Origin of the sequence: Aquamicrobium sp. NLF2-7 (assembly GCF_022359935.1) — a bacterium.
Lineage (GTDB): Bacteria > Pseudomonadota > Alphaproteobacteria > Rhizobiales > Rhizobiaceae > Mesorhizobium > Mesorhizobium lusatiense.
Genome location: NZ_JAKSED010000001.1, coordinates 3,052,913 through 3,073,365 on the forward strand (window position 1 = coordinate 3,052,913; position 20,453 = coordinate 3,073,365).

Here is a 20,453-nt window from a genome sequence, read left to right on the forward strand (position 1 = left end):
CCGGACTCCTCCTTCCCGACGCTGGCGGCATGATCACCGATGGTTTCAGGCTGGCGGAGCAGGCGGTTCGCGGCAATGCCCGCACAGGTAAGGCACGATACCTTATGGAAGCGCGAGGGTGATGAGAGAGTTCTTCCCGATCCAGCACGGGAGGAAACCTTGGACCAGATCAATCCTGACATCACCGCCGGCCAGACAGATGCCTATACGGGCAGCGAATTCCTCGAAAGCATCCGCGACGGCCGCGAGATCTACATCTATGGCGAGCGCGTCAGGGATGTGACGACGCATCCGGCATTCCGCAATTCGGCGCGCATGGTGGCGCGCTGGTATGACCGCTTCCACGCCAACAAGGCCGATATCGGCGTGACCTGCGATAACGGGTCAGGCAAGCTCACTCACCCCTTCTTCCTCGGTTCGAAAACCTCGGAAGATCTGGTGAAGTCGAAGAACGCCATCATGGACCTGCAGCAGCCGGCTTTCGGCTGGATGGGCCGTTCACCGGATTACAAGGCGAGTTTTCTTGGCACGCTGGGCGCGAACTCGGCTTTCTATGGCGATTACGCCGCCAATGCCCGCAGCTGGTACAGCCGCACCCAGCAGAAGCTGGACTACTGGAACCATGCCATCGTCAACCCGCCGATCGACCGCGACCGCCCGATCGAGGAAGTGGCGGACGTGTTCATGCATGTGGAGCGCGAAACCGATGCCGGCGTGGTCGTTTCGGGCGCCAAGGTGGTGGCCACCGGCTCGGCGCTCACGCACTACAATTTCATCGCCCACTACGGCATTCCGATCAAGGACAAGAAGTTCGCCCTGATCTTCACCGTCCCGATGGATGCCGACGGTGTCAAGCTCATCGCCCGTCAGTCATACGAGGCGCAGGCGGCGGTTATGGGCAGCCCCTTCGACTATCCGCTGTCGTCACGCCTCGACGAGAATGATTCCATTCTGGTGTTCGACAAGGTGCTGGTGCCGTGGGAGAACATCTTCATCTATGGCGACACCGAGAAGGTGAATGCCTTCTTCCCGGCCTCCGGCTTCGTGCCGCGCTTCACGCTGCACGGCATTTCACGCTTCGCGGTGAAGCTCGACTTCATCGCCGGACTGTTTTCCATGGCCGTCGAGGCCACCGGCTCGTCCACCTTCCGCGGGGTTCAGGCGGCCGTCGGCGAGGCTCTGGCCTGGCGCAACACTTTCCACGGCCTTGCCGATGCCATGGTGAAGTCGCCGATCCCGTGGCAGGGCACGGATGGCTACAACCTGCCCAACATGAATTACGGCCTTGCCTATCGCGTGCTGGCGGCCATGGCCTATCCGAAGATCAAGGAACTGATCGAGCAGAACGTCGCCTCCGGCCTGATCTACCTGCCGTCTTCGGCGGCCGATTTCGACAGCCCGGCAATCCGGCCCTATCTCGACCGCTTCGTGCGCGGCTCCAACGGCTATGCGGCCATCGACCGGGTGAAGCTGCTCAAGCTCTTGTGGGACGCCATCGGCTCGGAGTTCGGCGGACGCCACGAACTCTACGAGCGCAACTATGCCGGCAATCAGGACAATCTGCGCATCGAGACGCTGCTGACCGCGCAGGCCACCGGCGAACTAGAAATGCTGCAGGACATGGCCCGTCGCTGCATGGCCGAATACGACCTCAAGGGCTGGGTGGCCAAGGACCTCATCAATCCGAACGACGTTAACGCGCTGCACACGCTGGCTGGAAAGTAGCCTCCGCTTCGCGTCGCCTGGAGGTGAAAGAGCCCGCCGCCGGTTTCCGGTGGCGGGCTTTTGTCGTCATCTGAGAACGGCGCGCAGGTTGGACTGAAGGCCGCGCAGAGCCTCGAAATACAGAGGGACCAGTTCTTCCACGCCGACCTGGGTGGCCGGGACGCCGACATTGACGGCAGCGACCGCGACGCCCCGCGCATTGAACAGCGGAGCGGCTATGGAGCGCAGCCCCATTTCCACCTCCTGATCGATCAGCGCATAGCCCTGATTTTTCACGCGGCCCAGTTCGCTCATTATCGCTTCAGGGTTGGTCAGCGTGTGCGAGGTGCGGGCCGGCAAGGGCGTCGCTGAAAGCAGCGCGCGCGCCTGATCACCGGGCAGGGCAGCAAGCAGCACCCGTCCCATCGCGGTGCAATAGGCGGGCAGGCGCGAACCGGGCATCAGGGCAATCGACATCACCTTCTTCTGCGCCGCCCGGGCGACATAGACGATGTCCGCTCCGTCGAGGATCGAAACAGACGAACTTTCACCGAGCTGTTCGGAAAGCGCATCGAGCAGGGGCTGGACGAGCTGCGGCAGGGGCATGGTGGCGAGGCAGGCGGTGCCCAGCCGCAGCACGCGCGGCGTCAGCGTAAAGAACTTGCCATCGTAATCGGCATAGCCCTGATGGGCGAGCGTGAGCAGGCAGCGCCGCGCCGTCGCCCGGTCGAGCCCGGAGGCGACCGCCACTTCCGCGATCGACTGGCGGGGGCGTTCGGCTGTGAAGGTTTCGATCACCGCCAGCCCCTTGGCCAGCCCGCCCATGATGTCGCGCTCCTGAATGGTCATGCCCTGCCTTTTCATTTGTGCGATAAGTCAACAAATACACTATATCGCACAAATGCCATTGCCGGAAGAGGCTGCCGCTGCCTAGTCTGCGCGCACAGGACCGGCCTCATTTCGCCCGTCCGGAAAGGATGCTGACATGGACAAGACAGTCGCCGGCCTTCCAGAAGCGATCGCCGGCATAGAGGATGGCATGGCCGTGATGATCGGCGGTTTCGGTGGCGCAGGCGCGCCCATCGAGCTGATCCACGCCCTTATCGACCGCTTTCGCGCCACCGGAAGCCCGAAGAACCTGACGGTGATCAACAACAATGCCGGCAATGGTCGCATCGGCATCGCCGCCATGATCGACGAAGGCATGGTGGCGAAGATGGTGTGTTCGTTCCCGCGCTCGTCCGATCCGCGCGCCTTCACGGAAAAATATCTGGCCGGCGAGATCGGGCTGGAGCTGGTGCCGCAGGGCACGCTGGCCGAGCGTATCCGCGCCGGCGGTGCGGGCATTCCCGCCTTCTACACGCCTACCACCTACGGAACCGACCTTGCCAAGGGCAAGCCCGTCGCTGAGTTCGAGGGCCGAAACTATGTGCAGGAACGCTGGCTGAAGGCCGATGTGGCGCTGATCAAGGCCGAACTCGCGGATCCTCACGGCAATCTCACCTACCGCAAGGCGGCGCGCAATTTCTCGCCGCTGATGGCGATGGCGGCTGCCACCACCATCGTTCAGGCATCGAAGATCGTCGCTGCCGGCGAGATCGAGCCCGAACATGTGGTGACGCCCGGCATTTTCGTCGACCGTGTCGTCGAGATTCGCGAAGCGGCTCAGGAAGAAGCGCTGATCCGCGCGGGAGTGGAATACGCATGACCACCAAGCTCACCAACGCCCAGATCGCCTGGCGCGCAGCGCAGGACATCGAGGACGGGGCCTATGTCAATCTCGGCATCGGCTTTCCGGAAATGGTCGCCAGATACCAGCCGCCCGGCAAACAGGCGATCTTCCATACCGAAAACGGCATTCTCAATTTCGGCAAATCCCCGCCCGAGGGTGAGGAGGACTGGGACCTCATCAATGCCGGCAAGAAGGCGGTGACGCTGAACCCCGGCGCGTCCTTCTTCCACCATGCCGACAGCTTCGCCATGGTGCGCGGCGGCCATCTCGATGTCGCGATCCTCGGCGCTTTCGAAGTGGCAGAGACCGGCGACCTCGCCAACTGGAGCACCGGGCCGAAGGGCGTGCCGGCTGTCGGCGGAGCGATGGACCTCGTGCACGGCGCGAAGCGCGTGGCCGTCATCACCGATCACGTCACCAAGGACGGACGCCCGAAACTGGTCAAGTCCTGCAGCCTGCCGCTTACCGGCGTCGGCTGCGTGACCCGTGTCTACACCAGCCTTGCCGTCATCGACATCGTTGCGCAGCGCTTCGTTGTGCGCGAAAAGCTGGCAGCCATCAGTCTTGACGAATTGCAGGGGCTCACCGGAGCCGGGCTGGTCGTCGAGGGAACCATTGCCGATCTTTCTGTTCCGGAGCTCTGACATGTCTGAAGCCTATATCTGCGATTATATCCGCACGCCGATCGGGCGCTTTGGCGGTTCGCTTTCGTCGGTGCGCGCCGACGATCTTGGCGCGGTGCCGCTGAAGGCGCTGATGGAGCGCAACGCGTCCGTCGACTGGGAGGCGGTCGATGACGTGCTCTATGGCTGCGCCAATCAGGCCGGCGAGGACAACCGCAACGTGGCCCGCATGTCGCTTCTGCTGGCAGGCCTGCCCGATGTGGTGCCCGGCGCCACCATCAACCGCCTGTGCGGCTCGGGCATGGATGCGGTGATGAGTGCCGCCCGCGCCATCAGGGCCGGCGAGGCCGAACTGATGATCGCCGGCGGCGTGGAATCGATGAGCCGCGCGCCCTTCGTCATGCCCAAGGCTGAGACGGCATTCTCGCGCGCTGCCGAAATCCACGACACCACCATTGGCTGGCGCTTCATCAACCCGCTGATGAAGAAGCAGTATGGGGTGGATTCCATGCCGGAGACGGCCGAGAACGTGGCCGCCGATTTCGGCATCAGCCGCGCCGATCAGGACGCCTTTGCCGTGCGCAGTCAGGACAAGGCGGTTGCCGCACAGGAGAACGGGCGCCTCGCGCAGGAAATCGTGCCGGTGACGATCCCGCAGCGCAAGGGCGATGCAGTGGTGGTCTCGAAGGACGAGCATCCGCGCGCCGGCACCACGGTGGACACGCTGGCCAGGCTGGCGACACCGTTCAGGAAGGAAGGCGGCACGGTGACCGCAGGCAATGCCTCCGGCGTCAATGACGGTGCTGCCGCCCTTATCATCGCTTCGGAAGCGGCGGTGAAGAAATATGGCCTGACCCCCATCGCCCGGGTTCTGGGCGGGGCGAGCGCCGGCGTTGCGCCGCGCATCATGGGCATCGGACCTGCGCCAGCCACGCAGAAGCTGTGCGCGCGGCTTGGCCTTGTGCCCACCGCCTTCGATGTGATCGAGCTCAACGAGGCCTTTGCCGCACAGGGCCTTGCGGTTCTGCGCGAACTGGGCATCGCCGACGATGCCGCTCAGGTGAACCCCAATGGCGGAGCAATTGCGCTTGGTCATCCGCTTGGCATGTCGGGCGCGCGCATCACCGGCACGGCGGCACTGGAACTGAAGCTGCGCGGCGGCAGGCTGGCGCTCGCCACCATGTGCATCGGCGTCGGGCAGGGCATCGCCATCGCCGTCGAGGCCGTCTGAGGCGGTTGCACACTTGCTGAAATGAAAACGGCGGGGAATTTCCCCGCCGTTTTGTATTGAAGAGAGCTTTTTTAAGCGCCGAGCCCACGGTCGATCAACCGGGCGAGGCGTTGCGAAAACGCTTTGGCGTCAAGCGGGCGGTCCCCGTCCAGAACGCGGGCCTCGTCATAGAGCAGATGCGCCACGTCGCTGCGGAAATCCGGCTCGGCTTCGCCAAGTTTCGCAAGCGCTGCGATGCGCGGATGGCGCGGGTTGATTTCGAGGATCGGCTTCGAGGCCTTGTCCAGACGACCCGCTGCGCTGAGCAGCCGCTCGAACTGCCGGTCGAGCGCATTCTCGGGCGCAACGAGGCAGACCGCGCTCTCGGTCAGGCGCTCGGAGGCGCGCACATCGGAAACGTCGTCACCCAGCGTTTCCTTCACGAAAGCGAGGAAGCCATCGACTTCGGCCGGAGTTTCCGGCTTGTCCTTCGCTTCCGTCTCGGTCAGCGGAATCTCGGCCAGATCGGCACCGCCCTGCGTGATGGACTTGAACGGCTTGCCGTCGAAATCCGGGGCGTTGGCCGTCCAGAACGCATCGATCGGATCGGTGAGCAGCAGCACCTCGATGCCGCGGGCTTTAAACCCTTCTAGCTGCGGAGAGCCCTCGAGGCGGGCGCGGTCGTCGCCGGTCATGAAGTAGATGGCCTTCTGGCCTTCCTTCATGGCCGCGACATAATCGGCCAGATTGCGGGTCTCGTCGCCCGATGCGGTCGAGGTGAAGCGCACCAGCTTCAGAATCTGCTCGCGGCGCTCGAAGTCCTCGTAGAGGCCTTCCTTGATGACCGCGCCGAAATTCTCCCAGATCTTGCCATAAGCCTCGGCATCGTTCTCGGCCATTTTGGCGAGATCGTTGAGAACGCGATTGGTCACGCCCTTGCGAATGGCGGCGAGAAGTGGGTTCTGCTGGATCATCTCGCGCGAGATGTTGAGCGGCAGATCGGCGGAATCGACAATGCCGCGCACGAAGCGCAGATAGCGCGGCACCAGTTCGGCGTCATCGGTGATGAAGACGCGCCGCACATAGAGCTTCATGTGGCCGGAGCGGTCCGGATCGAACAGGTCGAAGGGACGCGAACCCGGAATGAAGGCCAGCACATTGTATTCCTGGCGGCCCTCGGCGCGGAAATGGATCGTGGCGGCGGGCTCGTCATACTGGCCGGCAACGCTGCGGTAGAAGTCGGTGTATTCTTCGGTGCTGATGTCGTTCTTCGACTTTATCCAAAGTGCTGTGCCGTCGGCGATTTCGCGCGGCTCCGCGTCCGGCTTCTCCATCAGCGAGACAGGCACCGGCACGTGGCCGGAATGCGAGCGCACAAGCTGTTCGAGGCGCCAGGCCTCGGTGAAGGAGAGGGCGTCTTCCATCAGGTGTAGGATGACGCGGGTGCCGCGCTGCGGGGCATCTTCAAGTGCCGCCGGACCTACCGAGTAGGCGCCCTTGCCGTCGGAGGTCCAGCGCCATGCCTCGTCCGATCCGGCCGGACGAGACACGACCTCGACTTTCTCGGCCACCATGAAGGCGGAATAGAAGCCGACGCCGAACTGGCCGACCAGCTCGGCCTTCTCGCCGCCCTTGGCCGCCTCCAGCCGTTCCATGAAGGCGCGGGTGCCGGAGCGGGCGATGGTGCCCAGCGCCTCGGTCATGTCCGCACCATTCATGCCGATGCCGTTGTCCTCGATGCTAAGGCGCCTGTTGTCGGCATTCGCGACAATGGTGATGCGCGGCTTGGGATCGTCGCCCAGCAGCTCGGGCCGGGAGATCGCCTCATAGCGCAGCTTCTCGCAGGCGTCGGCGGCGTTGGAGATCAGTTCGCGCAGGAACACCTCGCGCTCGGAATAGACCGAGTGCACCATCATGTGCAGCAGCCGGGCGACATCGGCCTCGAAGCTTTTGGTTTCCATATCGGGTGTGGTCGTCGTCATGTCGGATTGCCCCTGAATTATCCGCTCTGAATTATCCGGCTCCCAGATGGCGGCACGGGAACGCATTTTCAAGCCTTGAAAGCGATGAACTGCTTTCCATGAAAAAGGCGGGCGAAAATGGATTCGCCCGCCTTTCCCTCATCTGTCGAGCTGTTGTTACAGCGCGCGGTCGTCGTCGCCTTCGCGCACGCGCGTAGGCAGGCCGATCTTGCCGAGCAGGTCGAGGAAGGGGCGCGGCGGCAGTTCTTCCACATTCGCCATCTTCTTCACGTCCCATTCGCCGGAGGCGACCAGAAGTGCGGCCGCAACTGCCGGAACACCGGCGGTGTAGGAAATGCCCTGCGAACCGACTTCCTCGTAGGCTTCCTTATGGTCGGCGACGTTGTAGATGAAGACTTCGCGTTCCTTGCCGTCCTTCACGCCCTTCACGAGATCGCCGATGCAGGTCTTGCCGGTGTAGTCGGGGGCCAGCGAACCGGGATCGGGAAGCACCGCCTTGACCACCTTGAGCGGCACCACTTCGAGCCCTTCCGCCGTTTTCACCGGCTTCTCGGACAGCAGGCCCAGATTGTTCAGCACGGTGAAGACGTTGATGTAGTGGTCGCCGAAGCCCATCCAGAAGCGCACATTCGGCACCTTCAGGATCTGCGAGATCGAGTGAACCTCGTCATGGCCGGTCATGTAGGCCTTCTGCGTGCCGACGACGGGCAGGTCCCATTCCTTGCCGATCTCGAACATCTTGTTCTCGGTCCACTTGCTGTCCTGCCACGACCACACGCGGCCGGTGAACTCGCGGAAGTTGATCTCGGGATCGAAATTGGTGGCGAACCAGCGGCCATGGCTGCCGGCGTTGATGTCTATGATGTCGATCGAATCGATGCGGTCGAAATAGTCGTCATAGGCAAGCTTGGCATAGGCGTTGACCACGCCGGGGTCGAAGCCAGCACCGAGGATCACGGTGACGCCGGCCTTCTCGGCCTCCTCGCGACGCTTCCACTCGTAGTTGGCGTACCATGGCGGCGTCTCGCACACCTTGGCCGGGTCTTCGTGGATGGCGGTGTCGATATAGGCCGCACCCGTGTCGATGCAGGCAGACATGACCGACATGTTGAGGAAGGCAGAGCCGACATTGATGACGATCTTGGCGTCGGTCTTCTTGATCAGCGCAATGGTCGCCTCGATATCAAACGCGTCGAGCTGATGGGCCTCGAACACGCCTTCGGCCTTCATGGCCTTCTTTTCCCGGACGGAGTCCACGATGGACTGGCACTTCGCAAGAGTGCGCGAGGCGATATGCAGATCGCCGAGCACATCGTTGTTCTGCGCGCACTTATGCGCCACGACCTGCGCCACGCCGCCGGCGCCGATGATGAGCACGTTTTTCTTCATTCCGGGGGATGTTTCCTTATCGCTGGAGGGAAAGTGCAGGCCTTATGAGAGGCTCTGCTCGTAATCCGCGAATCCGAACTCGCGGACGGTCCTGACCGATCCGTCCAGTTCACGGATCGCGATTGCCGGCATGTTGACGCCGTTGAACCAGTTCTTCTTGACCATGGTGTAGCCGGCCGCGTCCTGAATGGAGATGCGGTCGCCGGGTTTCAGATCTGTCGGGAAATCGAACTCGCCGAAGATATCGCCGGCAAGGCACGATTTGCCGCAGACCATGTAGCGGTGCGGGCCTTCATTCGGCGCCACCTTGGCGGTCTCGCGATAGATCAGAAGGTCGAGCATGTGCGCTTCGATCGACGAATCCACGATGGCGAGCTGCTTGCCGTTGAACAGCGTGTCGAGCACGCTCACCTCCAGCGTGGTGCTTCTGGTGATCGCGGCCTCGCCCGGCTCCAGATAGACCTGCACCCCGAAGCGTTCGGAAAACGCCCGGAGGCGTTCGCAGAAGGCGTCGAGCGGATAGTTGTCGCCGGTGAAATGAATGCCGCCGCCGAGGCTCACCCATTCGGCCTTTGCGAGCAGCGACCCGAACTTCTCCTCGATCTGCGACAGCATCTTGTCGAACAGGGAAAAGTCCGAATTCTCGCAATTGTTGTGGATCATGAAGCCGCTGACACGGTCCATGACCTTTTCAACCTGCGCCGCATCCCATTCGCCCAGCCGGCTGAACGGGCGGGCCGGATCGGCGAGATCGAAGGAGGATGACGAGATGCCGGGATTGAGCCGCAGGCCGCGCGCGATGTTGCCGGCGCGATCCCCGAACCGCTCAAGCTGGCCGATGGTGTTGAAGATGATCTTGTCGGCGTGAGAGACGACATCGTCGATCTCGTAATCGGCGTAGGCAACCGAATAGGCATGCGTTTCGCCGCCGAATTTCTCGCGGCCGAGCCGTACTTCGTAGAGCGAGGAGGAGGTTGTGCCGTCCATGTACTGGCGCATGAAGTCGAACACCGACCAGGTGGCGAAGCATTTCAGTGCCAGCAGGGCTTTTGCCCCCGATTTTTCGCGCACATAGGCGATCTTTTCCATGTTGCGGAGAAGATTAGCCTTGTCGATCAGGTAGTAGGGGGTCTGAAGGGTCATTCGGCCTGCTCGCGAAATTCTCCCGGATAAGGAGATTTCAAACTTCGGATTTCGGGGAAACGCTTTTTGAAACCTTGTCCGCGGCTCCAGGCGGATTGTTTCAGATTCGTTTGAAAGGAAAATGACGACCCGGCGACGCTTGATCATCAGCGTCCGGGCAATGCGCCCGCTTACCTCGCGGGCTCCAGTCTGGGTCTCAGGGTCGTCTTCATGCCGCGGAAGTTAATGGACCCCCCCCTTAAGTTCAAGTGACATCTTCACGACACGGTCCTGCTTGACAAAACGCCAATATGATCCAAGCTATTAAGCATGAGTATTTCGTGGGCCCATATCATGTTTCGGTGTCATCCCTTGATGGGATGCTGACCCGGCTCGGGCCGTCCCCCCGAGTCCGGGGGTATTCCATCTTCGAAATCCAGCGGTGCAGGACAGCACCAGAACCTTCAACCGGAAGGCCCTGAGGCGACACCTTCGGGCTCAACACACCGCCCGTGCGGGCGGCAGAGCGAAGCAGAAAACGCCATGCGCAAACCGAGCATCATCATCAGCAAGGCCGACCACGATCGGCTGACCACCCTTGCCAACGGCCTTCTTGAGAGGAAGCCGGAAATGGCCGACGCCCTGCTCAACGAGCTGGAGCGCGCCAAGGTGGCCGCCTCGGGCAATGCGCTGCAAAACACCGTGCAGATGGGCGCGACCGTCGATTACGAATCAGATGACGGCAACAAGCGCCGCGTCACGCTGGTTTATCCGGCCGATGCCGATATCGCACAGGGCAAGGTCTCGATCCTCACGCCGATCGGCACGGCGCTGCTGGGCCTCAAGGTCGGTCAGTCCATCGACTGGACCGCCAATGACGGCCGCACGCATCGCCTCACCATCACCTCGGTGGAAGACGTCGTCGAAGCTTCGTGAGGCGGATGTGCCGGCGCGTGTTGCCCTGCCTGAACAGCCCGAAATGATTGTTCGCGGCAGCCTTGTTGCCGGCGCTCCACACAGATTTTTCCATCACGCGGGGTGCCTGATCGCAGGCCTCTGACCCCTGATGCGACGACCCGCATCAGGGGAGTGATCCATCAAGCCATAACGGACTGGCGTCGGAACGGCTTACCCGTTCCTGCGGGAGATTTGCCATGGTGACGGAGCCTCATTTCCAACTCACAACAGGGGACCACACGACCCTCCAGGCGATTCTGGAACGGCACAACGGCCCCTATGATGCGTTCATGTCGCTGCTTGAACGCAAGGTGCGCGAAAGCACCATCTATTTCCGCGACGATATCCCGTCGAACGTGGTGACGATCGGCACACGGCTGATCTATGTGGTTGATCAGACAACCCGTGGTCCACGCGAAATCGTTGCAGGCGAGGCAGAGGAAGGAGCGGGTGTCCTTTCCATCCGCACGCTGCACGGTCTCGCGCTGCTTGGTCTTTCAGCAGGCTCGGCGCTCCGGGTTCCGGCCGAAAACGGCGGTGTCGAACTGGTGCAGGTTCGCGAGATCCTGTCGCAGCCGGAGGCACAGGCGCGTGCGGCCGGCTCCGTCAGGAAAGTGGTGGCCTTCCGGCCCCGAAGCATGGCCGCACCTGTCGCCTTCGATCCGGATGACGATCCCGGCCCGAGCGCTGCCTGACAGGCTTGGGCCGGCAGATCAGGCGCTGCACTGTCCGGCGGCCACGGCCTCGATGCGCTCCATGCCGCCGACGCGTTCAGCGAAGCTTTCCCACACCGCACGTGCCGGAGCTTCCCACGCAGCCCGGTCGGTGACTTCATGAAGGACGGCTCCGCCGTCTTCGGCAACCTTCACCGACGCCTTTTCGTCGGCCGCCATCAGTGCGTTGAAATGGCGCGCGCCCTCGACGGCGGCCTTTTGCAGGACGGAGCGGGCTTCCTCGTCCAGTCCCGACCAGAAGCGGCCGGAGAAGATCACGGCGCCCGCCGCGTGAATGTGGCCGGTCCGCGTGACCTGCGGCACGACCTCGTAAAGGCGAAAGCCCGCATAAGCGGACAAGGTCAGATCCATGGCGTCGACATGGCCGGTGGACAGCGCGTTGTAGGTTTCGGTGATCGGCAGCGCGATCGGATGCGCGCCGAAACTTTCCCACAATTGCGCATGCAGCGGGCTCTGGATGACGCGGATGCGCTTGCCCTTCACCTCGTCCGGTGACAGCAGGGGCTCGCGCGCCAGCAGATGGCGTGCACCGTAATTGATGAAGGCGGGCGCGACGATGCCTTCCTTTTCCAGCCTCGCGCCAAGGTCATCTCCACACGCGCCCTCCAGCGCGGCCTCGAGATGGGAAGCATCGCGGAAGAGGAAGGGCAGGTCGAAAAGCTGCGTTTGCGGCACCCATGTAGACAGGTTGGAGAGCGTCGACAGGCTGGCCTGAATGGAGCCGAGGCGGATGCCTTCCGCCACTTCCTTCTCGCCGCCGAGTGCCGCGTTCGGCACGATGTTGAAAGCGAAGCGCCCCGGCAGTTCGCGCTCCACCGTCTCGGCTATGTGCTTCCACACCAGCGTTTCGGGTTTGTCGTCGCCCAGCAGCGAGGCTGCGACGACGGGCGTTGCGGCGAGGGAGCGGCTCAGTGCCGGCATGGCAAGCGGCATTGCGGCAAGTCCGGAAAGGAAGGTGCGGCGATTGGTTTGCATGGCTCTGGTCCTTGATCAGGGGCTAAGGAAAGCGGCGTGGGCGGCGATGCCCATGCTGATGCACAGCAGCGCCAGAAGCAGCGCTGCGAGATAGGAACGGGTGGCGGAGAACAGGCGGGTTGCCGGCACGCCGGTGGCGGCACTCGTGACCTGCACCAGTATACCGACCGGCGGCGTCAGCCCGCCGATCATCAGGTTGACGACCACCACGACGCCGAATGCGACCGGATCGATGCCCACCGCGGCAGCGACAGGCAGCAGGATCGGGGAGAACAGCAATATGGCGGCGCCGATGTCGAGCACGAGGCCGACGCCGAGCAGGATGAGATTGGCTGCGATCATGACCATGAACGGATTTTCGCCGAGGGACCGGGCAAGGCCGGTGGCCCATGGGCCGATGCCGTCTATGGCCAACAGGAAGGCGAGCGGGGTCGCAGCCCCGATCAGCATGATGATGGCGGCGGTTTCGACGCCTGCCTGTTGAAGGGCAGGGAAGATGCCGGCGCGGCTGTGACGGCCGCACAGGGCCAGCACCAGCGTGTAGGCCGCGGCCAGCGCCGCAGCCTCGGTGGGACTGACGATGCCGAAACGGATGCCGGCCACCACGATCAGCCCCAGCCCGAAGACCGGCACGGCCCGCAGCGCCAGCCGCGCGCGCGAAGCTTGCGGTTCGCTGGCAGTGGGGACCTCGATGACAGCCCTGAAATGGATGGCCACGGCCAGCGCCGCCGCCAGCGCAAGCCCGGCGAAAAGGCCCCCCGTCAGCAGGGGGCCGACCGGCAGGTTGGTGGCCGCGGCCAGAATCAGGAAGGCGATGGAGGGCGGGATGATGTTGTCGAGAACGGCGGTGGAGGCGATGATCGCGCCAGCGCGTTCGGGCGTATAGCCGGCTGCGGTCAGCGGTTTCATGAAGGTCTTGGAACTGAACGCCGCATTGGCGATGGACGAGCCCGACACGCCGGAAAATAACACGCTGGTCAGAAGCACGGTCTGGCCGAGCCCGGCGCGGCGCCTCCCGACCATCGCGGCGGCGAAGCGCACCAGATCGCTGGCGGCGCCCGAGATGGTCAGCAAGCCCCCGGCCAGCAGGAAGAAGGGAATGGCGAGCAGCAGATAGCGGCCGATGCCGCCAAGCAGCGACAACGCCAGAGCCGGCTCGACCAGCATGCTGCCGAAGGCGAGCGCGACATAGCCGGCGAGCACGAAGGCATGGACAAGCGGCGCGCCGACAAGGATGCCGATGCCGATCACGATGAGCGCGGCAAGGCTGGGCGAAAGCAGGGATGAGGACACCCCGGCGGCAACCGGCATGAGCATCAGCGCTGCAACCGCGCCGGCGGCAAGCAGAAGCCCTTTGCGCCGCGCGCCGATCAGCACAAGCACCCGCATTGCGATCCCGGCTGCGCCGGCCAGCCCGAGCGCTGCCGGGCGCATCCATTCGCCAAGGCCGAGCAGGGCGGAATGCCCGCCGACCTCCAGAGCGGCTTTCGTTCCGGCCGTGGCCAGCACGCCGCAGGCGGCAAGGGTAAAGGCTTCCGCAAGTGTCTCGCGCAAGGCGGCCCATCTGCTTTTGCGGCGATGGGCGAAAAGCTCGATGCGCATCGCCAGCGCGCCATCGGCGATCATCGGAAAGCCGAGGCAGGCGAGCAGCAGCAGCAGCCACACCATGGCTTCCTCGATGCCGAGGAAGCCCGAACCCAGCAGATAGCGCTGCAGGGTCGTTGCCGTCACCGCCGCCAGCATCAGGGCAAGCACCACGCCGCAGGCGCGCCCCAGCGCGCGCTGCAAAATAGCTGCCCAATGGCCGGCGCGGGTCATCCTAGAGCCGTTCCAGCAAATGTGCGCAGCGGTTTTGCGGCCGGAACTGCGTAGAAACAAAAAGAGAGAGCATTCGAGGTGATCCCTTTTTTCACCGGAAAGGCTCTAACGCCACCAGTGATGGAAGTGATGGACCGGGCCACTGCCCTTGCCGATGGCGAGGTCTGCCCCGGCTTGAAGGGCTTGGTGCAGGTAATCCCTTGCCTGCGCGACGGCTTCGGCAAGTGGCATGCCGCGCGCCAGCCCGGCGGCGATTGCAGCAGAGAGCGTGCAGCCGGTGCCGTGGGTGTTGGGCGTAGCGATGCGCGGGCGCGAAAGCCGGGTCAGGGAGGAGCCGTCGAGCAAAAGGTCCGTGCTTTCCGGCCCCGTGCCGTGGCCGCCCTTGATCAGGACCGCATTTGCTCCGGTCTCCAGCAGGCTCTCCGCCTGCGCGATCATCTGCGCCTCGTCTTCCGCTACGGGCCTGCCGCTGAGCAGGGCGGCCTCGGGCAGGTTGGGCGTGACGATGATGGCCTGCGGCAGCAACTCGCTGCGCAGTGCCTCGATGGCGTCGGCCTGCAACAGACGGTCGCCGGAAGTGGCGACCATCACCGGATCGAGCACCGGCCGCACCTTGTGGCGGCGCAGGGCGCTGGCGATGGCCATGATCGTATCGATGCGCGAGACCATGCCGATCTTGGCGGCGTCGATCTCCATGTCCTCGTAGAGCGCGTCGATCTGGCCGGCGACGATATGTGGGCTGATGTCCTCGACGTCGCGCACCCCTTGCGTGTTCTGCACGGTGATCGCGGTGATGGCGCTGGTGCCGAAGACGCCGAGCGCCGAGAAGGTTTTCAGGTCGGCCTGTATGCCGGCCCCGCCGCCGCTGTCCGAACCGGCGATGGTGAGCGCGATTGCCGTCATGGTCGGCCTCCGGCATTGTCTACTGCCGCTCGTAGCTCTCGGGTCGCAGCGGCAATGTCGGCGGCCCGAAAAATGGCCGAAATCACCGCCACGCCCGACGCGCCGGCCTGTACCACCTGCGCCGTGCGCGGCACGTCGATGCCGGCGATCGCGCCAACCAGAAGTTCGGGTTTCGCTGCGCGGATGCGTGCGCGCAGGACACTAAATCCTTCGAGCCCGACCGGCGCATCCGGGTTCTTCTTGGAAAGGGTCTCGAACACGCCGCCGATGCAGGCATAGTCGATGGGAGCGGCGATGGCCGCATCTGCGTCCGCCTCGTTCTTCACCGTCAGGCCGATGATGGCATCGTGGCCGAGCAGGCGGCGCGCGGTCTCGGCCGGCATGTCGTCGCGGCCGATGTGGATGCCGTCGGCACCCGCCGCAAGGGCCACGTCCACACGGTCGTTCACCACCAGCGGGACGCCGGTTCCGGCGAGCGCTGCACGGATTGCCTCCGCCTCCGCAATCATCTGTCGCGTCGAGGCCTCCTTGTCGCGGTACTGGATGATGGTGGCGCCGCTGCGCGCGGCGATGCCGGCCATTTCAGCCAGATTGCCGAGCGGGCGCAGCGCGCCGTCGATGATGGCGTTCAGCCTGTAGTCAACCCTGTTCATGATCTGCCTTTGCGAATGTAGGAATGTGAGCGCCTTCGAGATTGGCGAGCGCGTCGAGAAGGGCAGGCTCGAAGCTGCCCGGCCCGGCAGCCACCTTGCCCGCCATCTCGGCTGCCACACCGAAGGCGAGCATGGCCGCGCATGCGGCCAGATAGGGATCGGGTTCGATGGCGAGGAAGGCGGCGATGACGGCACCGGAAAGACAGCCGGTTCCCGTCACCAATGCGGTCAGCGGATGGCCGTTGGTCACTGAGAAGGATGCCCCGTTGTGCGCGATGCGATCCGCCTTGCCGGTTCGTACCGCCACCACTGCGGCGGGCACGGAAAGCAGGTCGAATTCGGCCGCATTGGCGCGCAGCACCGCGGGACCACGCGCCAGCAGTTCCTGCGCGAAGGCGGCGCGCGGGGGCGAGTAGTCGCAATGGGCGGGATCGAGCGCCCATGGCCGCCCCCGCTCCGTAGCGACATTCACCGCAATGCCGATGGCCTCGCGGCGTTGGGCATCCAGCGTGCCGAGATTGACCAGCAGCGAATCCGCCTTGGCGACGAAATTTCCGACCTCCTCGGGCGAGGAGGTCATGGAAGGAATCGCGCCCAGCGCCGAAAGCCCGTCTGCGACGAATTTAGGGACCACGCCGTTCATCAGGCAATGAACGCGCGGGCGGCGCCGGCGCACCTCGTCCAGCAGGCCGGCTGCGTGTCGGATCGCGCTCATTGCAGTTCCACCGCGATGTCTTCGACCGCAGGGGCCTTCTTGATCAGCCCGCTTTCCTCAAGGAATGCCCCGAAGCGGGCATAGCGTGCGCGGTCGAGTGCCGAGGGCCGCTTGGCGAAGCGCGGCAGCGTGTCGTACCACGCGGCCTTGTTCAGCTCGTCATCGAGATCCGGATAAGCCTTGATGAACAGCTCCCACCCCTGCTGCGGGTGATTGGTGAGGTGGATCGCGCCTTTCTCCACCGCGACGAGAAAGCGCCTCAGGCGGTCGTCGCCGGCCAGTTCCGGACGGGTGATGAACACCAGCTCGTCATAGACCGGAATGCCGTGCTCCTCGGGGAAGAAGGCGCGGCCTTCATGGCCTTCGAGCTTCATCTGGGTGAGCTCGAAATTGCGGTAGCCGCCGATGGTGGCGTCAACCTGCCCGCTGATCAGCGACGGTGACAGGGCGAAATTGACGTTGACCAGCTCGATCTTGCTCTTGTCCACGCCGGCATTGCCCAGCATCCGGGAAATGATGGCGTCCTCGAAACCGGAAACCGAGTAGCCGATCTTCTTGCCTTCGAGGTCCTTTAGCTCCCTGATCGGCCCGTCGGCCAGAACCGTGAGCGTGTTGAGCGGTGTCTCGACCAGTGTGCCGAAGCGCACCAGCGAAACGCCGGCATCATGGTCGAGATAGAGATTGGGCTGATAATGGATGCCGATCTCGGCCTTGCCGGAGGCCACCGCGCGCGGCACGATCGAGGGATCGGCAGGCGGCACAAGCTCCACCTCAAGCCCCGCTTCCTCAAACAGGCCGAGCTCCTTTGCCACCACCAGTGGCGCATGGTCGGGGTTGACGAACCATTCCAGCATCACGGTGAGCTTGTCGGTCGCATGGGCGGCGCCTGCGGTTGTGACGGAAAGCAGAAGCGCGAGCGCGCAGGATCGGATCATGAGGATTTCCTTTGCTGATGATGGGAAGAGAATCCGCCTTCGCGCGCCCAAGGCGTGAGAAGGGGGGCAAGGGCATCGACGGCCCGCCGTAACAGGAGGGTGAGGGCGGCGATGACGGCCATGGCCGCGAACATGGTGTCGGTCTGCATGCGGGCATTCGCCTGAACCATGACGAAGCCGAGCCCTGCCGATGCGCCCACCCATTCGCCGATCACTGCTCCCAGCGGAGCAAGGGGGGCGGCGACCCGCAACCCGGAAACCAGTGCGGGAATCGCCAGTGGCACGCGCAGCAGAAACAGCGTCTGGCGGTGGCTCGCCGGGGTGAGGGCGGCGGCATCGACGATTTCCGGCGGCGTGCGCCGCAGCCCGTCCGCAAAGGCGGAGGCCACGGGAAAGAAGATGATGAGCGCCGTCATCACCACCTTGGAGGTCATGCCGAAGCCGAACCACAGCACCAGCAGCGGCGCGATGACGAAGACCGGAAAGGCTTGCAGAACCAGCACCACGGGCCAGACCGCGCGGCCAAGGCGCGGAAAGCTGGCGATGGCAAGCGCGGTCGCCACGCCTGCGAGCGTACCAGTGACGAACCCGGCGGCGATCTCGGCCAGCGTCACCAGCATGTTGTCGAAAAGATAGAGCGGCTGCCGCTGGAAGGCGGCCGCGACGTCCAGCGGCGCCGGCAATATGTAGCGCGGCGGGGCAAAGGCCATGACGATGGCCTGCCATGAGGCCACCAGCACCAGCGTGGTGCGCAATGCTGCCAGAACAGCCGGCATGTCGCGATTCCCTAGAAGCGGAATCGTGTCGGCGGGCGGAATTCGTATCGATGCTGCATGGCGATCTCCCGACTTGTCATCATGGAGATCCAGGTGTGCGAAGAATTGGCAGGATTGCCCGAAGGCCCTTGTTCCGTTCCTACGCCGGCATAACCCGGATCAGGTTCAAGGGTCCGGCTCACTGCCATCTCAGCGCCGTACGGCGCCCCCCTCGGAATGAAGCCATCTATGTTTCAAGCGCCCGGTTCTGTCAAGCGACGTTGCCGCTGGCCAGTGAACGGAAGGGGGCTGTCATCAGCCCGATCGCGAGCTGTCATCGCGCTGTAACGTGCGGGTCCTAGCTAGCGGTTCTCTTTTTTGAGTTTACGGAGAACCCGATCATGCGAAGCCTACTCGCCATTCTGACCGCAACAACCATACTGGTTCCGGCCGTTGCCGGCGCCGCCACGGTCTACCCGCTCGACAGGGCAACGATTCTCACCGCTTCGCCCTTCGACGTGAAAGTCGAGTTCGATGGTGTTGTCGCGGGTTCCGATGTCACCGTCACCATCAACGGCAAGCCGGCCGCGGAAGTTCTTGGCAAGGAAGCCACCTTCATCGAGAAGGAAGACGGCGTCGAGGCTTCTGCCGTGCGTCTGGAAGGCGTGACGATCACCGAGCCCGGCACCTACACCGTGGTCGCCAAGGCCGGCGACGATGAGAAAACCGTGACCTGGGAAGTTTATGGTACGGCGACCGAGCCCAAGGCGAAGAATGTGATCTTCTTCCTCGGCGACGGTCTGTCCGTCGCCCATCGCACCGCCGCGCGCATCATGTCCAGGGGCATGACCGAGGGCAAGGCCAATGGCCGCCTCAACATGGATGATCTGGATCGCATGGCCTTCATCGGCACCTCGTCCACCGAAGCGATCGCCACCGACAGCGCCAACACCATGTCGGCTTACATGACCGGCCACAAGAGCGCCGTGAACGCGATCGGCGTCTACGCCGACCGTACCGCCGATCCGTTCGACGACCCGAAGGTCGAGACGCTGGTCGAGGCCCTGCGCCGCCAGACCTCCAAGTCGGTCGGTATCGTCACCACCTCCGAGCTTCAGGACGCGACGCCGGCAGCGCTCTTTTCCCACACCCGTCGCCGCGCCGAGAAGGCGGCGATCAACACTCAGATCTTTGATCTGAAGCCGGAGGTCATTCTTGGCGGTGGTTCGGCCTACTTCCTGCCGCAGTCCGTTGCCGGCTCGAAGCGCAAGGACGACATCGATCACGTTGCGGGCTTCAAGGATGCCGGCTATACGCTGGCCACCACCAGGGGCGAGCTTGAGGCCGCCGCCGGCTCCAACAGCGGCAAGGTTCTGGGCCTCTTCCACACCGGCAACATGGACACCACCCTCGACCGTGAGTTCCTCAAGAAGGGCACTGTCGGGAAGTTTCCCGAGCAGCCCGGTCTGGTCGATATGACCAAGGCCGCCATCGGCCAGCTTGAGAAGAACGCCGAAGGCTTCGTGCTCGTCGTGGAAGGCGCCAATATCGACAAGATGTCCCATCCGCTCGACTGGGACCGCGCCATCGTGGACACCATCGAGTTCGACAAGGCGATCGGCGTTGCCCGTGAATTCGCCGAGAAGAACCCCGATACGCTGATCGTCGTCACCGGCGACCACACCCATGGCGTTTCGATCATCGGCACGGTCGATGACGAGAAGCCCGGCGACGAGATGCGCGAGAAGGTCGGCACCTATGCCGAGGCCGGTTTCCCGAACTACGTCGATTCCAACGGCGACGGCTATCCCGACAGTGTCGATGTCTCGCGCCGCCTGTTCCTGGCCGCCAACAATGGTCCCGACCACTACGAAACCTTCCGCCCGAAGCTGGATGGTCCGTTTGTTCCGGCCATTCAGGACGAAAACAAGAAGTACATCGCCAACGAAGCCTACAAGGATGTCCCCGGCGCGGTGTTCGTGGAGGGCAACATTCCGCGTGACGGCGACACCGGCGTTCACGCCGTTGACGACGTGGTGCTGCAGGCGACCGGCCCCGGCTCCGAGAACTTCAAAGGCTACATGGAGCAGAGCGACGTCTACCGCGTTCTGGCCGACGCTCTGGCGCTTGGTACCACGCAGAAAAAGTAACACGTAAACAAGAAGCGGCAGGCCCGGATCGTCTCCGGGCCTGCACCCGTTCAGTCAAGGAGGCTGCGATGATCTTCACCGCCCCGGATCGCCGGC

At 63.8% G+C, this 20,453-nt stretch carries 18 protein-coding genes and 1 riboswitch; of the genes, 7 read left to right on the forward strand and 11 right to left on the reverse strand.

The genetic code is table 11. The features are described from left to right. Positions 1–159 precede the first annotated feature (159 nt). Entirely contained in the window at positions 160–1,725 is a 1,566-nt protein-coding gene (locus MIC97_RS15025) for a 4-hydroxyphenylacetate 3-hydroxylase family protein (protein WP_239800675.1), read from the forward strand. Between the two features lie 66 nt (positions 1,726–1,791). On the opposite strand, the gene MIC97_RS15030 is transcribed toward MIC97_RS15025, so the two are convergent. Continuing rightward, positions 1,792–2,553, reverse strand: a complete 762-nt coding sequence (locus MIC97_RS15030) for an IclR family transcriptional regulator C-terminal domain-containing protein (RefSeq protein WP_239800676.1) — start codon at positions 2,551–2,553, stop codon at positions 1,792–1,794. Between the two features lie 136 nt (positions 2,554–2,689). On the opposite strand from MIC97_RS15030, the gene MIC97_RS15035 reads away from it, so the two are divergent. The 3 genes from MIC97_RS15035 to pcaF are packed head-to-tail and all read left to right on the forward strand — an operon-like array spanning position 2,690 to position 5,290. After that, the gene (locus tag MIC97_RS15035; protein WP_239800677.1) at positions 2,690–3,412 is read left to right on the forward strand and encodes a 3-oxoacid CoA-transferase subunit A; all 723 of its coding nucleotides are present in this window, start codon (positions 2,690–2,692) and stop codon (positions 3,410–3,412) included. After that, on the forward strand, positions 3,409–4,080 hold the full coding sequence (locus MIC97_RS15040; protein WP_239800678.1) for a 3-oxoacid CoA-transferase subunit B: 672 nt from the start codon (positions 3,409–3,411) through the stop codon (positions 4,078–4,080). The genes MIC97_RS15035 and MIC97_RS15040 overlap by 4 nt, the downstream gene beginning before the upstream one ends. 1 nt (position 4,081) lies before the next feature. Beyond that, entirely contained in the window at positions 4,082–5,290 is a 1,209-nt protein-coding gene (pcaF, locus tag MIC97_RS15045) for a 3-oxoadipyl-CoA thiolase (protein ID WP_239800679.1), read from the forward strand. 71 nt (positions 5,291–5,361) lie between these two features. Here pcaF and htpG read toward each other — a convergent pair whose 3' ends face one another. The 3 genes from htpG to MIC97_RS15060 form a co-directional block, all read right to left on the reverse strand. Next, positions 5,362–7,251 carry a molecular chaperone HtpG gene (gene htpG, locus MIC97_RS15050; protein ID WP_239800680.1) on the reverse strand — a complete coding sequence of 630 codons (1,890 nt, stop codon included), beginning with the start codon at positions 7,249–7,251 and terminating at the stop codon, positions 5,362–5,364. A gap of 156 nt (positions 7,252–7,407) precedes the next feature. Beyond that, entirely contained in the window at positions 7,408–8,640 is a 1,233-nt protein-coding gene (locus MIC97_RS15055; RefSeq protein WP_239800681.1) for a saccharopine dehydrogenase family protein, read from the reverse strand. A 42-nt stretch (positions 8,641–8,682) separates the two neighbouring features. Next, positions 8,683–9,783, reverse strand: a complete 1,101-nt coding sequence (locus tag MIC97_RS15060; protein ID WP_239800682.1) for a carboxynorspermidine decarboxylase — start codon at positions 9,781–9,783, stop codon at positions 8,683–8,685. 522 nt (positions 9,784–10,305) lie between these two features. On the opposite strand from MIC97_RS15060, the gene rnk reads away from it, so the two are divergent. Together rnk and MIC97_RS15070 are read left to right on the forward strand one after the other, a co-directional pair. Next, positions 10,306–10,698: a nucleoside diphosphate kinase regulator gene (gene rnk, locus MIC97_RS15065; RefSeq protein ID WP_183827652.1), complete on the forward strand. Its 393-nt coding sequence runs from the start codon at positions 10,306–10,308 to the stop codon at positions 10,696–10,698. 218 nt (positions 10,699–10,916) lie between these two features. Continuing rightward, a complete protein-coding gene (locus tag MIC97_RS15070; protein ID WP_239800683.1) occupies positions 10,917–11,414 on the forward strand; it encodes a hypothetical protein in 498 nt (165 codons plus the stop codon). An 18-nt stretch (positions 11,415–11,432) separates the two neighbouring features. Here MIC97_RS15070 and MIC97_RS15075 read toward each other — a convergent pair whose 3' ends face one another. The 7 genes from MIC97_RS15075 to MIC97_RS15105 form a co-directional block, all read right to left on the reverse strand. Further along, positions 11,433–12,428 carry a TRAP transporter substrate-binding protein gene (locus MIC97_RS15075; protein ID WP_239800684.1) on the reverse strand — a complete coding sequence of 332 codons (996 nt, stop codon included), beginning with the start codon at positions 12,426–12,428 and terminating at the stop codon, positions 11,433–11,435. Between the two features lie 15 nt (positions 12,429–12,443). Further along, on the reverse strand, positions 12,444–14,246 hold the full coding sequence (locus MIC97_RS15080) for a TRAP transporter large permease subunit (RefSeq protein ID WP_239800685.1): 1,803 nt from the start codon (positions 14,244–14,246) through the stop codon (positions 12,444–12,446). 105 nt (positions 14,247–14,351) lie between these two features. After that, a complete protein-coding gene (gene thiD, locus MIC97_RS15085) occupies positions 14,352–15,149 on the reverse strand; it encodes a bifunctional hydroxymethylpyrimidine kinase/phosphomethylpyrimidine kinase (protein WP_239800686.1) in 798 nt (265 codons plus the stop codon). Continuing rightward, positions 15,146–15,802 carry a thiamine phosphate synthase gene (thiE, locus tag MIC97_RS15090; RefSeq protein ID WP_239800687.1) on the reverse strand — a complete coding sequence of 219 codons (657 nt, stop codon included), beginning with the start codon at positions 15,800–15,802 and terminating at the stop codon, positions 15,146–15,148. The genes thiD and thiE overlap by 4 nt, the downstream gene beginning before the upstream one ends. Beyond that, on the reverse strand, positions 15,789–16,517 hold the full coding sequence (locus MIC97_RS15095) for a hydroxyethylthiazole kinase (RefSeq protein ID WP_239800688.1): 729 nt from the start codon (positions 16,515–16,517) through the stop codon (positions 15,789–15,791). Before MIC97_RS15095 ends, thiE begins: the two co-directional genes overlap by 14 nt. Continuing rightward, a complete protein-coding gene (locus MIC97_RS15100; protein ID WP_239801155.1) occupies positions 16,514–17,449 on the reverse strand; it encodes an ABC transporter substrate-binding protein in 936 nt (311 codons plus the stop codon). The genes MIC97_RS15095 and MIC97_RS15100 overlap by 4 nt, the downstream gene beginning before the upstream one ends. Then, a complete protein-coding gene (locus MIC97_RS15105; protein ID WP_239800689.1) occupies positions 17,449–18,228 on the reverse strand; it encodes an ABC transporter permease in 780 nt (259 codons plus the stop codon). Before MIC97_RS15105 ends, MIC97_RS15100 begins: the two co-directional genes overlap by 1 nt. A gap of 119 nt (positions 18,229–18,347) precedes the next feature. Further along, positions 18,348–18,450: riboswitch (TPP riboswitch) on the reverse strand. A gap of 158 nt (positions 18,451–18,608) precedes the next feature. Here MIC97_RS15105 and MIC97_RS15110 point away from each other — a divergent pair. Beyond that, positions 18,609–20,357, forward strand: coding sequence for an alkaline phosphatase (locus MIC97_RS15110; RefSeq protein WP_239800690.1), 1,749 nt, complete (start codon positions 18,609–18,611; stop codon positions 20,355–20,357). Positions 20,358–20,453 lie beyond the last annotated feature (96 nt).